21 protein-coding genes are annotated in these 20,389 nt (G+C 44.1%); 12 read left to right on the top strand and 9 right to left on the bottom strand.

Translation table 11 applies throughout. The annotated features are described in order from the left end of the window. Positions 1-19: 19 nt before the first annotated feature. Genes LCF41_RS08115 through LCF41_RS08105 form a run of 3 tightly spaced genes read right to left on the bottom strand, consistent with a single transcriptional unit; the run spans position 20 to position 4,183 of the window. Positions 20-1,699, bottom strand: a complete 1,680-nt coding sequence (locus LCF41_RS08115; RefSeq protein WP_225087611.1) for a DNA-binding protein — start codon at positions 1,697-1,699, stop codon at positions 20-22. Beyond that, a complete protein-coding gene (locus tag LCF41_RS08110) occupies positions 1,692-2,996 on the bottom strand; it encodes a site-specific integrase (RefSeq protein WP_225087610.1) in 1,305 nt (434 codons plus the stop codon). The genes LCF41_RS08115 and LCF41_RS08110 overlap by 8 nt, the downstream gene beginning before the upstream one ends. Next, the gene (locus LCF41_RS08105) at positions 2,993-4,183 is read right to left on the bottom strand and encodes a tyrosine-type recombinase/integrase (protein WP_225087609.1); all 1,191 of its coding nucleotides are present in this window, start codon (positions 4,181-4,183) and stop codon (positions 2,993-2,995) included. Before LCF41_RS08105 ends, LCF41_RS08110 begins: the two co-directional genes overlap by 4 nt. Before the next feature lie 398 nt (positions 4,184-4,581). Between LCF41_RS08105 and LCF41_RS08100 the strand changes: the two genes are divergently transcribed. From LCF41_RS08100 to LCF41_RS08080, 5 genes are all read left to right on the top strand, one after another. Further along, positions 4,582-5,496, top strand: coding sequence for a hypothetical protein (locus LCF41_RS08100; protein ID WP_211026288.1), 915 nt, complete (start codon positions 4,582-4,584; stop codon positions 5,494-5,496). 153 nt (positions 5,497-5,649) lie between these two features. Beyond that, on the top strand, positions 5,650-5,844 hold the full coding sequence (locus LCF41_RS08095) for an AlpA family transcriptional regulator (protein WP_039508997.1): 195 nt from the start codon (positions 5,650-5,652) through the stop codon (positions 5,842-5,844). A 16-nt stretch (positions 5,845-5,860) separates the two neighbouring features. Further along, complete coding sequence (locus LCF41_RS08090; RefSeq protein ID WP_224072141.1) at positions 5,861-6,445, top strand: DUF2857 domain-containing protein; 585 nt, start codon at positions 5,861-5,863, stop codon at positions 6,443-6,445. After that, complete coding sequence (locus LCF41_RS08085; protein WP_225087608.1) at positions 6,435-6,644, top strand: TraR/DksA family transcriptional regulator; 210 nt, start codon at positions 6,435-6,437, stop codon at positions 6,642-6,644. Before LCF41_RS08090 ends, LCF41_RS08085 begins: the two co-directional genes overlap by 11 nt. Positions 6,645-7,012: 368 nt before the next feature. Next, positions 7,013-8,278 (top strand): hypothetical protein, encoded by a 1,266-nt coding sequence (locus LCF41_RS08080; protein ID WP_225087607.1) that lies wholly within the window; start codon positions 7,013-7,015, stop codon positions 8,276-8,278. A 219-nt stretch (positions 8,279-8,497) separates the two neighbouring features. Here the strand turns inward: LCF41_RS08080 and LCF41_RS08075 are convergent, their stop codons facing one another. From LCF41_RS08075 to LCF41_RS08050, 6 genes are all read right to left on the bottom strand, one after another. Next, entirely contained in the window at positions 8,498-8,680 is a 183-nt protein-coding gene (locus LCF41_RS08075; RefSeq protein WP_225087606.1) for a hypothetical protein, read from the bottom strand. Between the two features lie 235 nt (positions 8,681-8,915). Further along, the gene (locus tag LCF41_RS08070) at positions 8,916-9,560 is read right to left on the bottom strand and encodes a hypothetical protein (protein ID WP_225087605.1); all 645 of its coding nucleotides are present in this window, start codon (positions 9,558-9,560) and stop codon (positions 8,916-8,918) included. A gap of 22 nt (positions 9,561-9,582) precedes the next feature. Then, on the bottom strand, positions 9,583-9,831 hold the full coding sequence (locus LCF41_RS08065; protein WP_225087604.1) for a hypothetical protein: 249 nt from the start codon (positions 9,829-9,831) through the stop codon (positions 9,583-9,585). 746 nt (positions 9,832-10,577) lie between these two features. Then, positions 10,578-11,510, bottom strand: coding sequence for a hypothetical protein (locus LCF41_RS08060; protein ID WP_225087603.1), 933 nt, complete (start codon positions 11,508-11,510; stop codon positions 10,578-10,580). A 592-nt stretch (positions 11,511-12,102) separates the two neighbouring features. Further along, positions 12,103-13,374 carry a hypothetical protein gene (locus LCF41_RS08055; RefSeq protein ID WP_225087602.1) on the bottom strand — a complete coding sequence of 424 codons (1,272 nt, stop codon included), beginning with the start codon at positions 13,372-13,374 and terminating at the stop codon, positions 12,103-12,105. Beyond that, positions 13,353-13,613 (bottom strand): hypothetical protein, encoded by a 261-nt coding sequence (locus tag LCF41_RS08050; protein ID WP_225087601.1) that lies wholly within the window; start codon positions 13,611-13,613, stop codon positions 13,353-13,355. The genes LCF41_RS08055 and LCF41_RS08050 overlap by 22 nt, the downstream gene beginning before the upstream one ends. Positions 13,614-14,356: 743 nt before the next feature. On the opposite strand from LCF41_RS08050, the gene LCF41_RS08045 reads away from it, so the two are divergent. The 7 genes from LCF41_RS08045 to LCF41_RS08015 all read left to right on the top strand — a co-directional run bounded on the left by LCF41_RS08045 (position 14,357) and on the right by LCF41_RS08015 (position 20,385). Further along, positions 14,357-14,578 (top strand): hypothetical protein, encoded by a 222-nt coding sequence (locus tag LCF41_RS08045; protein ID WP_225087600.1) that lies wholly within the window; start codon positions 14,357-14,359, stop codon positions 14,576-14,578. A gap of 79 nt (positions 14,579-14,657) precedes the next feature. After that, the gene (locus tag LCF41_RS08040; protein WP_225087599.1) at positions 14,658-15,323 is read left to right on the top strand and encodes a lytic transglycosylase domain-containing protein; all 666 of its coding nucleotides are present in this window, start codon (positions 14,658-14,660) and stop codon (positions 15,321-15,323) included. Continuing rightward, positions 15,320-15,601, top strand: coding sequence for a TrbC/VirB2 family protein (locus LCF41_RS08035; RefSeq protein ID WP_225087598.1), 282 nt, complete (start codon positions 15,320-15,322; stop codon positions 15,599-15,601). Before LCF41_RS08040 ends, LCF41_RS08035 begins: the two co-directional genes overlap by 4 nt. Before the next feature lie 9 nt (positions 15,602-15,610). Beyond that, a complete protein-coding gene (locus LCF41_RS08030) occupies positions 15,611-18,358 on the top strand; it encodes a VirB4 family type IV secretion/conjugal transfer ATPase (protein WP_225087597.1) in 2,748 nt (915 codons plus the stop codon). 23 nt (positions 18,359-18,381) lie between these two features. Beyond that, positions 18,382-19,098 (top strand): TrbJ/VirB5 family protein, encoded by a 717-nt coding sequence (locus LCF41_RS08025; protein ID WP_225087596.1) that lies wholly within the window; start codon positions 18,382-18,384, stop codon positions 19,096-19,098. A gap of 10 nt (positions 19,099-19,108) precedes the next feature. Then, positions 19,109-19,333, top strand: a complete 225-nt coding sequence (locus LCF41_RS08020; RefSeq protein ID WP_225087595.1) for an EexN family lipoprotein — start codon at positions 19,109-19,111, stop codon at positions 19,331-19,333. Positions 19,334-19,344: 11 nt separating this feature from the next. Further along, on the top strand, positions 19,345-20,385 hold the full coding sequence (locus LCF41_RS08015) for a TrbL/VirB6 family protein (protein WP_225087594.1): 1,041 nt from the start codon (positions 19,345-19,347) through the stop codon (positions 20,383-20,385). Positions 20,386-20,389 lie beyond the last annotated feature (4 nt).

The following is a 20,389-nucleotide window of genomic DNA, read 5'->3' as shown; positions in this document are numbered from 1 at the left end:
TAATTTTTATAAGATATTTTTATTTTTTACTCTGCATTTTCTCTAAAACAGACAATACGGCTTCGTGGTGAGCCACCCATTTATCCGCACCAAAATACGCGCCTTTCACTGCCTTTTTCGCCATCCGAAGGTGCTGACGGATTTTTTTGACAGGCTCATGCCCGTTCATTCCCCCTGCCCAGCCGTAATACAACGTGCTGGCTAATTTCTTGCAGGGGAGCATCAGGTAGTCATGAACACAATAACCGTAGGGCGTGACGTGAACCGCACCGTGATCCGGCTCTTCTGTGATAACCGGAATACTGACAGGCAGAGCGTAACCATGAGCCCCCAGCTTCAGCGCTTTGATTTTCTCGTGCATCTCTTCCTGAGAGACATGATTATAGGCACGGTTCTGCATGACACTGACTCTGCCTGACCATTTGGCGATCTCCATTTCTGAAAGTTCCCCCTGATGCGCCAGCGTGTTGAGAAGGTGCCTCGGCTGATGGGAGCGCAGAAATAAGGGGTTCCCCTCATCATCGATATAACCATGACGTGCAAAGATATTCTTCACCGTGCCGGAAGGTCTCGTCTTTGCAATATCAGAGGCAAAGAAATGATACGCTGGCCTGCAAATCTGAACGTCCCGCGTCTCCCTTTTCTCACAGCCCTGATATTTGTTCAGCAGACACAGCGCATTGCTATATCGCACAGACTTTTCTTTATCAAACCAGGGAAAATCCGCAGGCAGACACGGCATCACCTTCTCGTTTACAGAGCGTGCAGCAGTCTCAGGTTTTGCTGAACATGTTTGATTTTCTGCCCGTTTCGCTATTGAACGGGCGTTTTCCGACAGAAGGCGTAACCGGCTGACCGCTTTTCTGGCAACCGGCACCATAACATCAGGCACCCACTTGATAGTGGCCCCATAGCCCTTGACGGCATGAAAGCGAAGCCCGTAACGCTCCACGCCATTTTTATCTTTCCGGGTGATCTCACAGTCTGCCGGTAATGCCAGAATTTCTGAAATACGGTTTGGTGAGCACATCAGCAGGGCAAAGACCGAGGTGGTAAACAAATCCCGCTCACTGAGTTCATCATCCGGTCGTGAAAAAATTTCAGCGATAGCGAGTAAAGCCCGTTCGTCCGGTAATTTATGCTTTCTGTCCGGATCTTCTTTCTCAGGCAGATAATGATTTTTGAAATCGGGTTTAGCCGGATTGCACCAGCGAAAAAAACCACAGGTAACGAAGCCGTGGGTCGTAAGAAACTGCGCCAGTTTTTCAAGCTGTGTGCCACACTGGTATAACACATTATCTTTATAATACTGTCTGGCGGTCTGCATCGCTTCATCCAGCACCAGAACCGACGTGTTATAGATATGGGCATTCCGGCAAACCTGCAACAGCGCTTTTTCCAGACACCTCAGTGCCATGAGTGCCGCACCGTGACGTTTGACCGGGCGTAACGCCTGCTGGTAACGGATATAGCTTTTGGCAAAAGAAATGAAATCGCTGTCCATGGCACATTCATTGCTGACTGCGCCTCTCCCCGTCCCCAGCTTGCAAAACGTTGCAATACCTTTCCAGACAGGTGAATGCCAGTTTAAATCCGCACCAAATACGGTCAGCTTATCCCGGCAAAAAACAATAAAATCACCGGTATTCTTTTCCGCACTCAACCCGGCCTGAGATTTGAATACGGTCACGTTACCCATGCGCCACCTCGTCATTATTCTGGTGAGTGAAAGGTCTGAAATAAAGGCACTGATGACACGGAATGGCTGTCGCACAGGATGAACAGCTTTTTACTTTCGGCTTTTCTTTCCCAAGAAAAACATCGGCAATAAAGGATAATTTGTCAGAAACAGCATCGTTAATCCTGACGACACTATCCGGTAAATTTTCAACATAAATCCCGGCACAGGCCGTGGAAGAGTGATCTAACAACTCTGCAATGTATTGCACATCATACCCGTCACGCGCCATCCTGGTGCCAAGGGTATAACGGAGTCGTTGGGGACTTATTTTCATGATTTCACCGGTTCTTTCAGAGATGACCTGCTCGGTATTAACCACGTTGATCAGTGCATCATTAACCCCGTTTCGGGAAGCATGAAGTCTGTCCGACGCCAGTAACGCCGTCATATTCTGACCTTCGCTCAGACGACATTGCGACTCACACAGAAAAACAGGCACATCCTCTTTTTCTGCCGGTTGAAGCGCCCTGCCGATAGCCTTCTCAATCCGGCTTACCGACGCCTCTGCCTGTTGCCTGACAATATCAAACAGATATTTATCAACGTTCAGGAGCCTGAAGGTCGTCCTGAATCCGCCCCCCTGTTTGATCCTGGGGAAGTTGATGAAATAGCCAGCATCACTATTATTCTCTTCTTTTATGTCCTGATATTTTAATGAGGTGATTTGCAAGGGTCGTCTTCCGGTCAGGCTGACCAGCAATGCCATTGCAGACTCAGACAGCGTGATCCTGCCGTTTTTCCCGGCATGGTGGATCGCCCTATTTAATCCCTTATGCTCCGTATCCGTTAAGGGGCCCTTTTCAGGGCTTTCCTGTTTTACAACGTCTCCGGGCGCTTTAACCTTTATTCTCATGGCTTTCAACAGCGTAATGGCATTGTCATCGATACCCGCATAGCCCAGGGAATGCCACTTAATCAGAAAACATCTCAGCACAATCAGACTTGCCAGCGGCGTTGCAGGTGAAGCTCTGTAATTCAGGATCGCTGACTCATCAATATAATCAGGGGACATCTCACGGATAAACCGCCTCATGGTGTTATTGATCTTCACCACATAACCCGCACTCCGTTTACAGGAAAAAAAAGCCAGTGTATTGAGATACCCCTCATGCAATGACGGGGTTAATGTTTGCAATACAGAATAAACATTGACCGTATTATCCTTATCCAGATGCCACCGTGTATCGGAGAGAGAAAATGAATAACCTGAACGTGTTGCCATTAAACAGGGTTTGTTTTCTTTCACTTTATTCATAACATCTCCCTGATGATTTCTTGCTGAACAGCCAGTGAGGTTTCATTTGCCTTTTTAGTAAGATGTCTTTTGTTGTAGATCATCGCCATCTCAGAGCCCGGCACCCAGCCCATACAATACACTCTGCATTGCCCTTCTCTCACCTCAGAAAGACCATGGGCATCTGACATGGAAGAAAAGTGATCATTCCATGTGTGTCTCAGTTGATGCCCGGTTACCCCGTACAACTCCGGTGAGCACTGGCTAATCGTATGGATGATTTTCCGGTAAGCCGACATCGACAGGGGATTTCCCTCTGTATCCCCTTTCTTATAGGTAATAAAAAGAAAATCATTTTTCTTTGCATTTCTTATTTTTAGCCTGTCTTGCTGGATGTAATTATATAATTCAGACATGACCGCTTCCTCAGAGAGGAGCACCCTTCCCCGCGTTTTGACAAGCGGCTGCTTAACCCTTGGATCTGATTTGTCATTGGCGCGGCGCTGGATAGTAATAGAGGAACAGGCAAAATCAATATCACTGATCCGGAGATTTAAAAGCTCACCGGCTCTGATCCCGTAACTGAACAGTAATAAAATGATGAGCCTGTTCCGTGTCTGAACCTCAGGAGAAAACGGATTTAATGCAGACCCGACGCTGACTACGTTAAACAGAATATCTTGCTGCGCCTTCGTTAAGGACTTTTCAGGGATATAGTCACGATATCCGTCAGAATCAGGTCTTTTATTTTTCAGTTCAGCCACCATCCTTGTGATCCGGGCGTCAAGATTTACGTCTACCGAATGCGGTAAGTGATGATGGTATAGCCAGTCAAGGTAATGGCAAATAAACGTCAGTCTGAAATACTTTGTCGGCGCTTTCACACTTCTGCTACCGGACGTTTTTTCCCTATTTTTGAAGTTTTTCGAAGCGAAATCAGCCAGTGCATCAATTTCATAAGAACTTAAAAATTCCATTCGGGTGATCCGATCCACGATGTCTATTTCTCTCATATGAAAAAATCGATAAAGTAATACCAGACTTCCGGCAACCACCTCCATTGTATTAATCGACACTGATTTGCTCCTGACGTTTGTCGTTATATAAAGATTAGGATCAAAAAGCGGCTCTCCTGTCAGACTGTTAATAACATGGCAATATCGCTCACCATTATCAAACATAAATGTATTCGTTCTAATATGATCCATATTCTCTCCTTAAAATATTTTACAAAAGCACTCTAGGTGCAATATATTATTAAATTACAAATAATAAATTTACAAAAAAATCTTAAGAAAATGACAAAAAATAATAATTAAACTTATTTTTAATCAATCAGATAATAACGATATTTTTTACATTTAATATCTCAGGTGTACTTAATGGCATAAAAAATGATATGAGGAAGTTAGCCTATCTGGTAATAACCCCCCAGTTCGAACATTTTGTGACGGCTAGCGAAAAGCAATTAATAACATCACCGTTATCACAATAACCCCTCACTAATCCTATTCCTCATTTTTAGAATCCTATCTATACGTCATGGCTGCATAAGGAAACGTTAGCCACCTATGCATATATCATTTTCATATAAAGGAGATGAATCATGATAATGAAAAATAGGATTTTCAATACCTCGAGTGATAAATTTAACTGGATTACGATACCAGAAGCCATAGTGATAGCAACTCAGATACGAAGCTCACCGTTAACAGAAGCTGATATTTATCGCCATGCCTTATACGGAGATATCAACCTTTCGATCTACTTCCAATCTCCAGTCATCTTACGAAGAATCAAAACATCAAATGCTAAGGCAAAACTTAAGCCTATAGGCAATCATTTGATTAACCAGCTATGCATTCTCGAAAAAAACTGTTTCATCAATAACAGAAACTTAATCGTCACCACCGAGGGGAAATATACTTACCCCACACAACAAGTGATTGATACAACGCTTATCGGCTATGAATACGTTCTGGTTCAACGTTTATTAGCGAGATCTCTGGGTATTCCACTACCCGTAATCGGAGAAAGTCACGTTAACTATGGTCTTACTGTCAATATCGGCGACGATCACTTTCAAATATTTGAGAAAATCAGGTATCGCGAAAGAGTAAAACAGCAAATAATGAAGCTCCCTAAAAATATTGCATCACATATTACTGAAAAAATCCCATACCAGAAAACAAGGCAGTATAGCCATCGAGAATATTTTCCGATTCACGATTTACCAAAGGATGCCTGTTTTGTCATCAAACATGCCGAACTTGAGAAATTAATTAACATGCCAGCCAAAAACGATACTTCTCCTCCCTCCTCAACACGTATATCTACGCCGTTATCCAGATTGTTCTGGCTTGCCTGTAAAAACAATGAGTCTATCAGACCATTAATCAGGCAACCCTATAAGCTTCTGTCCATCTTTGAACAGTGGGCCTCAGACGAAGGCATGACCGATCGATTCAGCGGCGATACGTTAAAAACGGCGCTTGAACGTGGTTCACCGACGTCCGTTTAGGCACCCAATTAAAATGACATTACACGCTTCAATCTAAAAACCCGTATTAAGGATTGTGGTGTCCGTAATACGGGCTCTTCAACTTTCACTCCTTTCCTCACTGTGTTTTTTTGTCATCTCCGGGCATATCCCATTTCTGCACTGGAGGTATTTATGACAGCTCATCAGTTATTACGTCTGAAACAAGTGGAAGTAAAAACCGGTCTGAAACGCTCGCAAATCTACCTGTACATGAAAGAAGGCACCTTTCCCTCTTCAATAAAGATTGGACCTGCCAGCGTCGCTTGGCTGGAATCTGAAATTGACGAATGGATTAACCTCAAATTAGCTAACCGCTTAACGCGATGAAGGGAGATACAGCATTATGTTCCCCTCACTGAATTACGCGGTGTTAACAAACGCCCTTGCCGCGCTTAAGGAAGGCAATTTTCGTTATTGTGAAACGTTAGGATTCACATTCGACGAATTGAATGCCCTCAATCAGCTATCCCTCGACGAACTATTTATTGTCAGCCGGGCATCCGCACAGTTTATGTCGATCACTGTTCGTCACGACGTTCTACAACAGATTCTGGCGTTGTCCCGCCAAGAGGCGCAACGCCAGCAACAGATTAATCGGGCCATCATATTGGGGGGATCTATCGCACTCCTTAATCATTTTTTTGGACTCACCTCAAATGAGGTCTGCACTCGCCGCCGGTTGCTGGGTGTCACCATCCCTTATGGCCGAACGCCTATTCCAGATGAAACCGTTGATGCCGAAATCTGGCTGTCATGGCAAAAGAAACGCACTGAAAACCTTGATACACCTGACGCGCTGGAAGCAATGATGCAGGTTACTGAATCATTGTCTTCCCGCGAAAAAGGGCTCTCCCTGACCGCCGTCTGGAACCGTATCACCCTTTGTGAGAAAGAAGCACTGAACAGGAGGACATCGCATGCCAGATGAGATCGATCGCGATCAGGAATTTAATGAGCAACGCCTGGAAGAAATGATTGAACAGAATCGTTTTAAGCCAGCAACCACGCCTTCATTACATTACTGTCGTTTATGCGGTGAACCTATTCCCGAGCAGAGACGGCAAACCCTGCCGGGCGTGACAACCTGTACGGAATGCCAAACCATTCTTGAGCGTCGTCAGAGCTGATAATATGTAATCATACGCGCAGAGAAATGCCCTTCTCTGCGCGTTTTTATCATCTGGATAAATCGATATTCATATTTTAAACAGTGAAGAACTGAACAGGAATCGTGCTAACGTTATTACTTATCTGTGTAAGCTCAGACTCGCCCTAGTCGTGTTCTGTGTTAAAACTCGATAGAACCTGACAGTCGGCACGAGCGAGGAGCGGAAGTGCGCTTTAAAGGTAAACTAATCCGCTTGCTTGAAGATCTCTGAAAGAGAATGGTCCGCTTTGCCGGGATACTTACAAGGGCATAATGAAAATATGAGTAAAATTAGAGTACACTAATCCACGAGGAGCAAATCAGTCCGTTACGGAACGAGAAAGTTTCATGTCAAAATCAAAAGATCCATTGGCTATTGCTTTGAGCCTTGCATATGACCGGGCAATAACAGCACGTGAAGCTGTCGAGCACAGGTTAGCCAGTATCCTTCCTCAGGAGCGTATAGTTGAGCGCTGGTTTAATGATACAGCCACTATCGCGGCTGAAGAATATTCAGGATGGGATATACAGTCGTACCCGATTCAGACGCGGATACAAAATGAGTGTAATAAATTAGCGCGCTATAAAGACGAAATAGATGGCCGCCTTGCGAAATATGCAGAAGCTTTGAAAGCTCTGGAACAAGTAAAAAAGAGAATTCTTTCCGCTAAAGCCCATGCTTCTTCGCCTGAAATGGCGAACTTGTTAAAAGCTTACCCGCAAGTTTTACGTCGCAATCCCTGGCCTGATGACTGGCCCCCTCAGATAAAATTTCACGGCCTTAAAACGCCACTTCATGAAGCGCATTGTTTTAGGAAGAATATCGTCTTACCTACGCCCCCAGAGCCCTCGCTGACGCCATTCCATATAAACCTGGTTGGTCATGAAATTGAGCTTTTTGCTCGCTATCAGGAAGGAATTCCCTTCTTTAAAAACCAACTTTCTGCATTTCTTTATGAGCCAGGTTTTTCCTCTCGCTGGCCTGCTATCCTTGAAGCAATCCGATGCGGTATCCGCTGGCCACTTTTAGACAGATATATTGAAGAAGCCGAGGAGCCATGGCTTCCCAGGGAGTTTATCGCTGAAGAGTTCGGTCTCAGAGGTTCATTGAACCGTCGCGATCAGCTTGCGGATGTTATGAATCAGGTCTCTCAGGAGGCTGCTCATTGGTATCTGACACAGCATACGGGAAGTACGATTTTGTACGAAGACTTTGTGGATACAGATATTATTGAAGAGCTAATGAGCATCGGTCTGATAAAATGGGGGCCAGAGATGCCCACACGTGAACTATTACGTTACATTCCTTTTCCTGAAGTGAAGTTACTCTTCGTGCTTGCAGATTTAGCCCCACCAAGAGGATTTGATGCGGCAGTAGCTAAATTTAACGAATTGATTGAAGCCTACGGTAAAGATGAAATCGAATATAAAATCAAATGCCTTATAGACGCATCTCGCATCATTGATGTATTAGAAATTGATGGATGGAGGCGGGAAGAACGGCTTGGCCCCCGTGCACGCGCCAATGTTTTAGTCAGTACATTGGTTATATTAGATGAAGGAGACCCAGGACCTCTTTGTATAATCAACTGGAATTCTCATGGGAACCATTAATTAGTTGACCTGCTCCAGTTGCTAAACTGACTTCATGATATCGTAGAGGTCCGCTTCTTGGCACGAAGCCGCCGATCAAGTCGGATTGAACTCACAGCGAAAAGCGGAAGTTCGGAATGCATACTTACATCAAGGTGTCCTGAGTCATAGGGAGCAGGTCAGGTATATGTGTAATGACAAGCCTTTACTTCAGCGTAAAGGCCCATATCGATGGTTTGTCTACTGTTTATTATTCGTTGTTTTAGTGGCTGAGGGTGCAGTACCTGATGATTGACTGGGAACTGGCTGCATTTTCGGCATCGTTGCGCCATGTTTCTCAATGCTAGAGTTTGATACTTTAACCATCATAGGTGATATAGCACCATCTCCAATACGAACTGCTTTGTAATTATTTGAACTCATTACTAGGCTCCTTATTTATTCACGGCTATTGGACGAAGTTGTAGAAGGTTGCTGATTAGACCCTCCAGAGGATTGCTGAGGAGCGGGTGCGGTAGGGATCGCCTGCATCTGAGGAACATTTGCACCATTTCCTATAAATACGCGCTGCATGGAGGGAATAGGGGCTCCCTCCGTGATGGCTGAAACTGACTGTATTGTCTTAGACTTATCGTTCAAGCTATCTCCTATCCTTAACTTATTCTTTGGGGGAACCTGCAGATGGCTGTGAGTCAATCGCAGGTGTATCTGGCTGATTCGTTGGTGTTACTGGTTGCATGAATTGAACCGTAGCACCTTTATCGATAGGTACTTTTTGCATCACTGGCGGTGGCAACCCATCGTTATTAATTTGCTGCGTTTTTTTTACCATATCGCTTTTGCTAACCTCTGCTCTTCTATCAAAGTTGATCACACCAAATGTGATGACCGAGATTATAGCTAGAACAAAAAAAATACCTGAGAATCTGTTCACCCAACTCAAAACCTTTGATATCAGGCTTACTGTTCCATAAACACTTTCATCTTCTTCGATGTAATATTTATGAGCAATTTCTAGCTCAGCCCTCAGTGCTGCATTACTAATCAAGAAACTAAATATAGTTGCTAATATTGCACATCCAAATAATACCCATGCGGAGTAAAGCAGCCAAATATGTGCTGTTTGACCTTGAGGGGCTATATCTTTAAAGACAGTTAATGAGATGGCAAGGCCAGCAGATGATAACGTCAGAATGTTCTTATCATAGTTGTCAGTATTAGAGAGCTCACGCTTATCAACTTCTGCTTTGTAAGTTGCGAAAATTGCTGTTGCCTGAGCTCGCTGCTCTTCAGTCCTTGCCACTGATCAATTCCTTTAGCTGAACTTAACGAGATTTATTCGACTGCGATAACAGTGACGCTGCATAGCTTTTGGTTTCCTCGCTGTACTTTGAACTTTGCATAACATCGGAAGCTATCGTCTCCAACTCAGCACCAGTTTGCTTACCTGTACGAGCTTGGGCAACCACGGAGGCAGCAAGCTTCTTCTTAATTTCAGAGGAATTTTCATTTTGTAGAGCTTTCGCTGCTTGAGAGGCGAGCTTAGGTGAGGATTGTTTTTTGTTGATAGACATAGAATACCTCCGAGAGGAATACAATATATTGACAGCATAAGAACAATTACACCCATATATAGTAGTGAAGAAAAACATTAATAACAACGTCATTGCAAAGACTAATTGTGATTCAGATCATAGAAGCACTGTTTCTATAAACAGTGCTTTGAGTCGTGAAGCAGGGCTAACCTTTGCCACATAGTGCTGTGGCATTGACTTCCATTACATTCATAAAAAAATCAGATAGTTAGTATTTGGTGTCGCTTCAATCCAGCTCCGCCAATCATGATTGGACAGTGATAGGGCACCACTAGCAATAACAGGAATTTAACAGTCTCATCAGAACATCGACCAGACTGTGAGGAGACCCAAAGGGATACGCAAAGCAGCCTTGGATCCCTGGTGATATGAAAACTCACTTTTGCGGGCTTTTTTGTTCCTGCCCTATGTATTTTGTTCGCCACGCACCAATAGGTCCTATTTCTTTCACTATTGCTGGTTCCCAAACCTCATGTCTGCTTTTTAAGCCATAACTGATGTGAATGGCAGTTATGAGCGAGGAGCGGAAGTTTATCATAAATAGCTTCATAGGTTTCTTCAGTAACTAGTTATTCAGCGAATTAGAAAGAAAATAAACCCATATCCAAACAGTGAAGATTGGGGGAAATAATGAATAATATGCACAGTTATCTAAATTAAAAAATAAATTCATAATCGATATTTTTATGCCCTAATTAGATTAGAGCATAATTAGTAAAAATACATTATTTGTTATGGAGAAAATCATTAAATGCGTTAGGCAGGTTGTAATTATCAGGCTGAATGTAATCAGCGTTTGAAATGTTATCAATCAATGTTATCTTTAACGACACAGCTATATTTCCAAGGGGGCTTTTGATCCTTGTTGAGGAGTGTAATACGATGATTATCAGAGGGAGTGCCTTAGGATAATTGTTAAATATTTCCTCAATCTCATCTTTTAATTCAACTTTAATCTTATTTATTATTTGGTAGATATCATGGTTAATAATATTAATGGCTTGAGGGTAATCGTCATACACATTTCCTTCTATCTTAGCATGTTCAGCAATATTCATTGCATTTAATAAAATATAACCAGTATTACATTGTGCACGATTAATCTGTTTTGCAGCAGACCTGATATTATCAACCACCGTCTTGGGATTGTTACTGTTTAATGTCTTGCAAGCGATAGATGTGACTGTACCATTAAAATCGAATATTACATCAGGGTTCGTACCATCAGAGGAATGAACGAGATCATCCAAGGTAACATTTTTTCCTGCTGACACCGCAAATAAACCAAAAATCAGCTCAATGAATTTATTGGTTTTGTCGTCTTGCTTACCTGTAACGTTACTCAAAAAATTAGCTTTTCTATTAATTTTAGGAACAGCTTCAACTAAAAGTTTTAAATGAGGAATAAGTTTATAAAATTCTTCACAATCTTTGACAGACCAAATCCATCGATAAAGTTCATGCAATCCCATAAATGCAATCCGTCCCTTTTCAGATAGAGCCGGTTGTGGTGTTTGGTTGTACTTTTCAAAATAGTCCATGGCTTCTAAATAATCATCTTCCAAACCTGAACCGGTTTCTGGGATGACATCCGAACTTTTAAGGAAAGACACTAGTTCGTCTAGTTGCGGCTTCATTTCATTTATATCAAAAAACATAGTTTCCTCATGTTTTACAAAAAAAGAAAATGTGTATTTAAAAAGGTTAGTTACTAAAGCACAAACATAATCATATTATTGCATATAACGCACAAATAAAAAAAAGGCATTAAACATGTTTAATATTTTTTTGAAAACTTTGAGATACATACTTATCAATATCACTAATTAGAGATAAAAAAGTGGGTACTTTATAAACATTGCCACGCCTCTATCAGAAACATTTTTCAACGCTAGTGAAATGTTGCAAAATATTTGGCTAGCATACCAATTTCGCGGCCTTGGAAATATTAAGATTATAAAGTTAATGTTGCATCCCCCCGTTGAACTCACAGTTAATAACGGACAACAAAAGACAATACTTCACAGTGAGATTAAGTCTTGGTCAAGGTAAGATCCACATAAGAATTATTCCCCCAATAATAAAAAATTAAAGTTTAAAAAACATGTAATTGATCTGATAGCTATAGTCACAAGGCATACCTAAATCCGCTTATGATTGAGTTGCATTTTTTTAATCTAACATCGTTTCTAATTGGAGAGCAGTATTGGTATAGTAATCTGTGATATATGCCCCTATAATTACTGAATGTCATTTATATGTCCCCTGAAGTTGAATTATTTCTCTCTTTAGCTTCAAGCAGTTACTATTTTCAAGGATAAAATTTAACAATGGATTGCAGTTCTGGATCGAGCTAAGTTCAACTTTCTCTAAATCGGATAATGTAAGGCTTTCTGTACTGACAGCATAATTTGCTCCATCAGATGTCAATGCTGTATCAAGAAAATCGCCATCAAACTCAGGGCGGAACCATATGGGGAATGGCATGGCTGAAATTTTATATTCATTTTTAATGAAGCAAAGCATGTTAATTTGATTCGGGTTCTCTTCAGCAATTTGCCCCTCAAGGATAAAAATAATGTTCTTTCTTAATCCTTTCATCACTATATAATCGCTGGTTTTTTTGGGTAGTACTTCAGGCATCACATAATCTGCTAGTTCTTCGGCAAGTTTATTATAAGCATCATCAACTTTATTGTTATAATCCCCACCCAATTTAAAGAAATGTGTAATTGCATCAATATTCAGCTCCCCCTTACCGGAATCGTCCAAGAGGTCAGCAAAGGCTTGTTCGGATTCAATGCACCACTCATATACTTTAGACCTTGATAGTTCAAACTGTGCTTCGTCAAAATCAGAAAGAGCTAGGCAATAAGAATGCATTAGTAATGCCATTCTATATGGAGGTAAAGGTTGGGGTACCTGTAACTGATCGTTGGGATCCCAGTAGCTGGGGGCATGCATTCTTAGCGTAATATAACTAGTCATGAAACAGTATTTCATTGTCTCATTTTCATTTTGATAAAACGCTCTCCATGAAATGCCCAAAGGTTCATTATTTTCAACTTTTAGCTCTGAACGCCACCCTCTCACCAACTCAGTGAAAATCAATGTCCATCCTATTGCACCATAATCAGCATCACGCTCAAGCGCTTGTTTTTCTAATATTGATAATTGTGGACGCTTTACGTTTTGAGCCGAAGATTTTATTTTATTAATTATGCCAAAATGACCATTAGTGATATGCGTAATTTCATGTCCGAAAATAAAATCCAATCCAGTCATAATAAGATGCATTGAAAATAATCTTCTAATTCGGCAGGTGGGTTGACAAGGTGAGAAGATGTTAAAATCTTCTTCACTTGGTATATAAATTGTTTTCTCAGTGTTTTCTTCGAGATTAGAGAATCCAATTCGTGGAAGAATATTAGGATTGCTCATCATTCTGGTGAAAATTGCTGATACCATTGATATGGTACCAAAGTTAATTCCAATGAAATCTATGTTTTTTTTCCAACGCAAGCAAATCCACCAATTTTTCCACTATTGATTATTCCATATCTAAGAACTCTATCAGACTCACTATAAAAGCGTTCCATTGTCAGTTTTGTTAGATGTGAAAAGTGTTTTATGATATTGTCAAATAAGTTACTGTAAAATCCTTCAGTTATGATGCTCTCATCATAAAGCCCCCCTCTCCCCTCAATGGTTAGCTTAATATCATCTGAAACTTCTTGCACACTTCTGATGATGGCTCTCATATTAATCTCCATTTTTTTTATAAAAAACACTTCTCAAAATAAAAATTATTTACCATTATATCAATTAGATTTTTTTTGAAATTTTTTATATCAAAAGTCATAATGCTAATTTATTCTGTTAGAGATGATAACTCAACCTGGAGTAAAGAGTCCTAAAGCACTACCACTGAACAGGCGATAGGAGAAAGTTTCTGAGCAACTCCGGGCTTATGTTGGCAGGATAAGTAGCATGCTGAATGTTGTTCGGAATACATCATACTCAGTCTATATGTACTTCTTACAATTTTATCAAGATTATCCAGACTTCAATGAATACTCTTATCTTGCTACAGTGTCTCACTGCATTCAAATTTTTCTATGTTAGCAGAGTCCGCTCCTGGCACACAGCCGCCTGTCAGGTTAGGTATTTCTATGGGCTATAAAGCACCAGTTCAAATCTAATCCAACTTACCATCGCAATAATTACCACGCTATGTATTATCTCTCTCACTTCCTTTTTGATTTTAGCATTCTCATCCTGTCTCTGATCTCACATTCTAATCGCGTCACTTTCTACTGGCGAGCTTTATGGACGTTTATTCGTCCGGGGCGGGTATTGCTCTTTAACAATACGAGTCGGGCTGTCACACAACCACAATTCAGGGTGCCGCTGAATGTTCTCGCTGACCCGTTGAAACCGGAATGCAGAATCGGAATGTGATCGATTGAGTTATTCACCATGACTTTTTATTGAAGGAAATAGCATGAGAAAACCTACCTATCACGTATTTGTCACGCAGGAAAGCCAACCCGATGCCGGCAGAGAGAAAAACACCTACTGGACAAAGGTCGGCGTGGCGTTCGCTCATAACGGAAAACCGGGATTGAACATCGTGCTGACACCCGGTATTGCTGTCTCCGGTAAGTTGGTGCTCCTTGAACCAAGGGACGATAGCGACATACCGCAAGCCTCCCTGCACGATTAACCCGTCCCCCTCACGTACCTTTCCTCTGCCACCGACAGACTGATGATTACGTGTGGCTCGACTTTTTACCGAGGCAACCATGCTTTCCCCCACTGCCTTTCTGGCGGCGGCCATGCAGTGTGCCGCCACTATTCACCCATCGACCGCGTTTGATGTGGCGAAAGCAGAATCCAGCTTTAATCCTTACGCTGTCGCTGAAATTGTACCAAAGGAAGAAAGAGCGCCCGATAGCATAGGCGTCATTTCTCATCAGCCCACCAGCAAGCAAGCTGCCGTCAACATCATCAACCGGGTAAAGGAAAAAGGTCGCCGCTATTCGGTCGGGCTGATGCAAATCACCAGTACCAACTTCCAGCATTACGGCGTGACGGCCCATGACTTGTTAGACCCCTGCACTAATCTGTTCGTTTTTGAGCGCATCCTCACCGACTGCTACCAGCGAGGCGGCACGCTGAAAAGAGCACTCAGTTGTTACTATTCCGGCAATTTCGATACGGGTCAGCAGCCAGAATCCGCCTTTAACCAAACCAGTTATATCCAGCGTATTGGCTATGTGGTCCCGTCTACGCGAGCAGCTCTCAAGCACAATACCACCAGCCAATCCACATCAGATGTTCATTACCCGACCACCGTCCTGCGCGGTGAACTTACCGATAAAACCACACCGGCTTTAACCTCCTTGCACTATCCCAACGCCGTCATTCGCGGCGATGTATCCCTACCTGTAATTAAAGAGGAGAAATGACGATGCAAACACGTAAATACTGGTCTGCGTTTTCTTCCCTGCTGATATCGACCCAAACACTGGCAGCCGGGAGCGGATTTAATAAAGCCAACGATACGCTGAGTAACACCTCCACTGGCTTGCTCGGGCTGGCCGCCGTCACGATCACGCTGGCAACCATGTGGGTGGGTTACAAGGTGCTGTTTGACGGTAAAAGTTTGCATGATATGCGCAACGTCATTATCGGAGCCATCCTGATTGTCGGTGCATCGGGCTTTGGTGCCTATTGGGCATCATAGGAGGAACCGATGACCACCCTGAACAAAGCGCTGACCCGCCCTGCCGCCATTATGGGTATCCCTCTCGTCCCGTTCGTGATCGTCAGCGGGGCTATCGTCCTGCTGTCGGTCTATATCAGCTATTACCTTGCGTCGTTATTGATCCCAGCCTGGCTGGAAATGAAGGCAAAAGCTCGAACGGATATTCATTATTTCGAACTTCTGTGGCTGGCCTTTAAAACCCGTGGGCGATTTGCCACGGATCGCCATTTCGGTGCTAGTGCCATGCTGGCAAGCCACTATGACGCCGTCGATGTTTCGGAGTTTACCGATAAGATGAAATTAAACGAGCGCATCACGCTGGATAAATACATTCCCTACTCCTCCCACATTCACCCACACATCATAAGAAATCGTGCCGGTGATTTAGTCGCTACCTGGGAATTGGACGGTACTGTTTTTGAATGTGAAGATGAACATCATCTGACATTTTTGGCAAGCCACCTTAACAACCTGATCCGCTCGTATGAAGGGCTACCGATCACCTTCTATATCCACCGCATACGAGAGAAATATCAGGATGGCTTTGAGGCCAGTTCGGGCATTCCCTTTGCGGATGAAGTCACGAAACGCTATTACCAGCCACTAAAAGAGAAACCACTCTGGCGACATCGGCTGTTTTTCAGCGTCTGTTATGCCCCTTTCTCCACGCTGGAGAAAAAAATCATGAAGACGCAGACCGCCGGAAAAAGGAAAGTAGCACTGGATGATGCTCTGAAAGGGATGCTGGAGCACCATGAAGCCATCAACACCGCCCTGTCACGTTACGTGGCAACACCATTGGGCCTCTATGAGGAAAAAGGTCGGGTTTACTCTTCGCAACTCGCTTTCTACCATCGGCTGATTATGGGCAAATGGCAGAACGTGGCGGTGACACGCACACCGTTTTATCACGCACTCAGCACACCGGATGTGTTCTTTACCACCGATACCGCCGAATGTCAGACGGTCGGCGGTTCTCGTTTCTTCCGCAGTCTGGAAATTAAAGACTATTCACCGGAAACCTATACCGGCCTGCTGGATGCGCTGTTGTATGCCGAAAGCGAGTATGTGTTGACGCAGTCTTTCACCTGTATGGCACGGGATGAAGCACAAAATCATATCCGACTGGCAGAAAAACGGCTGAACTCAACCGACGATGACGCTATTTCACAGCGAGAGGAATTGATCGTCTTACGCGACCTGCTCCAGTCCGGGCATGTGTCTTGCGGCAAGTATCACTTCTCGCTGCTGGTCTCGTCCGTCAGCGCCGCTCAGGTAGTCAAGGAGACCAATGCGCTGGCCCAGCCTTTTAACGATCTCGGCATCATGACATCCCTATCTACGTTGTCGTTACCAGCCGCCTATCTGGCTCAACTTCCCGGCGTCTATACGTTACGACCCCGTCTGGTGGTGGTCAGTAGCCAGAATTACGCGGATATGGGGAGTCTGCATAACTTTCATTCTCACAAGAGAAACGGCAATCCATGGGGTGAGGCTATCGCCATCCTGAAATCACCTGGTGGTGGCGGTTATTATCTGAACCTGCATGACAGTCAGGCAGGACGGAATGACTTCAATGAGAAAACGCCGGGGAATACCGCCATCATCGGTAAAACAGGTTCAGGAAAGACCCTGCTGATGACGATGATGAAACAGTTGATGCAGAAGTACCGCAATCCGGCGACATTTGCCGCCTCTTCCACCCTCAAACGGCTGACCACTGTTTACTTTGATAAAGACAGAGCGGCGGAGATGTCTATCCGCCAGATGGGCGGTCGCTACTTCCGTATCCGAACCGGTATCCCTACCGGATTCAACCCGTTTTCACTTGCACCCACTCAACGGAACATCAGCTTTATCAAGCGGCTGATCCGGATGCTGTGCCGTCGTGACGGTAAGCCACTTGATCCCCGCGATGAAGAGCGTATCAGCACTGCGGTGGATACCATTATGCTGGACTACCCGCCGGAATATCGCCGTTATGGTATTACCCGATTGCTGGAAGTGTTGCCAGAGCCACCGACCAAAGAGGCACGAACCAACGGTCTGCGTATACGCCTGAAACAGTGGGCGCAAGGCGGTGAATTCGGCTGGGTATTCGATAACGAGGAGGACACATTCAACATCAGCAATATTGATAACTTTGGTATCGACGGTACGGAATTCCTGGATGATGACGACATACGCGGGCCGATCACCTTTTACCTGCTATACCGCGTCACCAGCCTGCTGGATGGTCGCCGACTGGTGATGTTTATGGATGAGTTCTGGAAATGGCTGGCTGATGTCGAGTTTTCTAAATTCTCCCTCAATATGCTCAAGGTGATCCGCAAACTGAACGGCGTTTTTATCCCCGCTACCCAGTCGCCCGATGAAATCGTCAGGCATCCCATCGCTCCGGCGATTATTGAGCAGTGCAGTACCCAAATTTTTCTCGCCAATCCCAAAGCCAGCCATGCGGATTACGTGGAGAAAATGAAAGTCCCGGAAAGCGTTTACGACATTGTCCGCAACCTCGATCCGAGCGAGCACTATATGGTCGTCCTGAAAACACCACTGCGTGCTGGTGAAACTCGCCCGTTTGTCGCCATGGCAAGAATGGATTTATCGGGCCTCGGGAACATCACCAAAATCCTAAGCGGCAGTGAAGACAACCTGAAAATATTTGATGCCATTTATCAGGAAGGTATGTCACCCACCGACTGGAAAGAAACGTTCCTTAACCAGGCTATCTGATATTTACCTCGGAGGTTATCACCATGCAAACCAGAAACGTCTTTCTGGCGTTATCGCTATTAGTTTCCACACCCGTACTCAGCGCGGGTATCCCGGTGTTTGATGCAGCCAGTAATACCGAGTCGATTAACCAATGGGTACAGAAACTCCAGCAATGGCAGGAAACAGTCGCCCACTATAAAAGCGAGCTTGACGCCTATAAGCAGCAATTAGCGACCGCAACAGGCATACGGGATATTCAGGGGTTTCTCCGCGAGGCGAAAAGCCTGAAAAACGATATCGAACATCTGCGTAAAAATGGTATTTCACTGGATGACCTGCTGACCAACCCAAGCGGTTATTACTCTTCTGACCTTCAGCGCCTATATAGCAAATATCAATCGTTTGATATTTGTAATCAGTTCAGTTCATCGCAACGGTATCTGGAAAGTTGCAAACAGCTTGTCCTCAATCAGGCGGTATCGATTGAGAATACCAGTGAGGTCCAAAATAAGATTAATAGCACATTAAACGACATATCAGACTTATCTGACCGCATTGCCAACGCCAAAGACTCGAAAGAGTCACAGGACCTGGCTAACGCGGTGGCAGCCAAAAGCGTACAATTGAACGCATTAACCAGCCAATGGGAAATGTCAGTCAAGCAGGCTGAACAGCGATCCGTGATGTTGACTCAACAGCGGCAAAAAGCATTCAATGAACAACAACTCGTCTCCCCGATTCCTGACTTTAATCATTGAGAGGGTAAGAATGAAAACGTCACTTTGCATTTTTCCGATTATTTTAGGCTCATTATTTCTGGCGGGGTGCGACAACCCGAAATCAACGCAGTGGTACAAAGAACATCCGGATGAAATGAGTCAGAGATATAAGGCGTGTGAATCATCTGGTGATGACTCCCTGGATTGCAAAAATGCGCGAGAAGCGCGATTTGAACTCCGTCAGGAAAATGCCAAGGTTCCCGATTTGAATTAAAGGGGTAATCTATGTCAGGTGGTATGTTTGTTGGAATGAACAACACGATCACTGACGGTTTACATGCCGTACTGCGGGGACAAACCTCCGTGTACGGCGATATGGTAAGCGTTATCGCCGTCAGCTCCTTCACGTTATTTGTCACTTATCGGGGTTATCAAACCCTGGCAGGAAAACTTCAAACACCAGTAGAAGATGTCATATGGGATGTCGGGCGAATGCTATTAATTATGACATTCGTTTTAAATCTCGATGGCTGGCTGGATTTAGCCATTTCTGCCATTAACGGATTAACTGACGGCGTCAGCGGGGATGACAATGTCTGGGTCTTACTGGATACCGTCTGGGCGAAAGCGCAAACGATAGGACAAAAGCTTTATCAACAGGATGATTCCACCTATGTAAAGCTCAACGGCGGTATTGCCCAACTTCTGGTCTGGGGAGGTGCAATCGTCACTTTGCTATTTGGTTCGGCGGTTAACCTGTTAGCCGGAATAATCATTGTATTAATGACCACCACCGCACCGTTATTTATTTTCTGCCTGCTGTATGGATTCCTTATTCCGATGTTTAACAACTGGCTGAAAATTATCTTCACGGTGATTCTGACGATTATGTTTTCCGCGTTATCTATCAGGATTGTCATCAACTATCTTAATGGGCTATTAGATAAAGCGGTTAATTTTGCAGATAGCGCCAATATCATCACACTGGGTGTTCAGTGCTGCGTTGCAGGTATTATTTCTGGCGTCATTATCTGGTTTGCAGCAAAAATCGCGAACGCATTAGGCGGCGTCGCTGTTCAGGTCGCACTACAGGGTGCCGCTATGGGCGGTCTACGTGGGCTGACAAAACCGTCTTCTGACGCGGCGAAACCCGCTATGAAAGCCGGGGCGGCGGGTGCCCGGCTAGCGGCAAAAGCGGGCGTCAACGCCGCTACTGCAACAGGTTCACTTATCGCCGCAGGCACCAACAAAGCCCTATCCGCATGGCAAAAACGTGCGGCGTCTATCGATAGTATGAAGCGCTTCAACCAACAGCGTAACCGCTAATCCC

This window comes from Pectobacterium colocasium (assembly GCF_020181655.1).
Taxonomy (GTDB): domain Bacteria; phylum Pseudomonadota; class Gammaproteobacteria; order Enterobacterales; family Enterobacteriaceae; genus Pectobacterium; species Pectobacterium colocasium.
The sequence above is the reverse complement of the archived record's forward strand: the minus strand, read 5'-3'. Positions and strand labels throughout refer to the sequence as shown.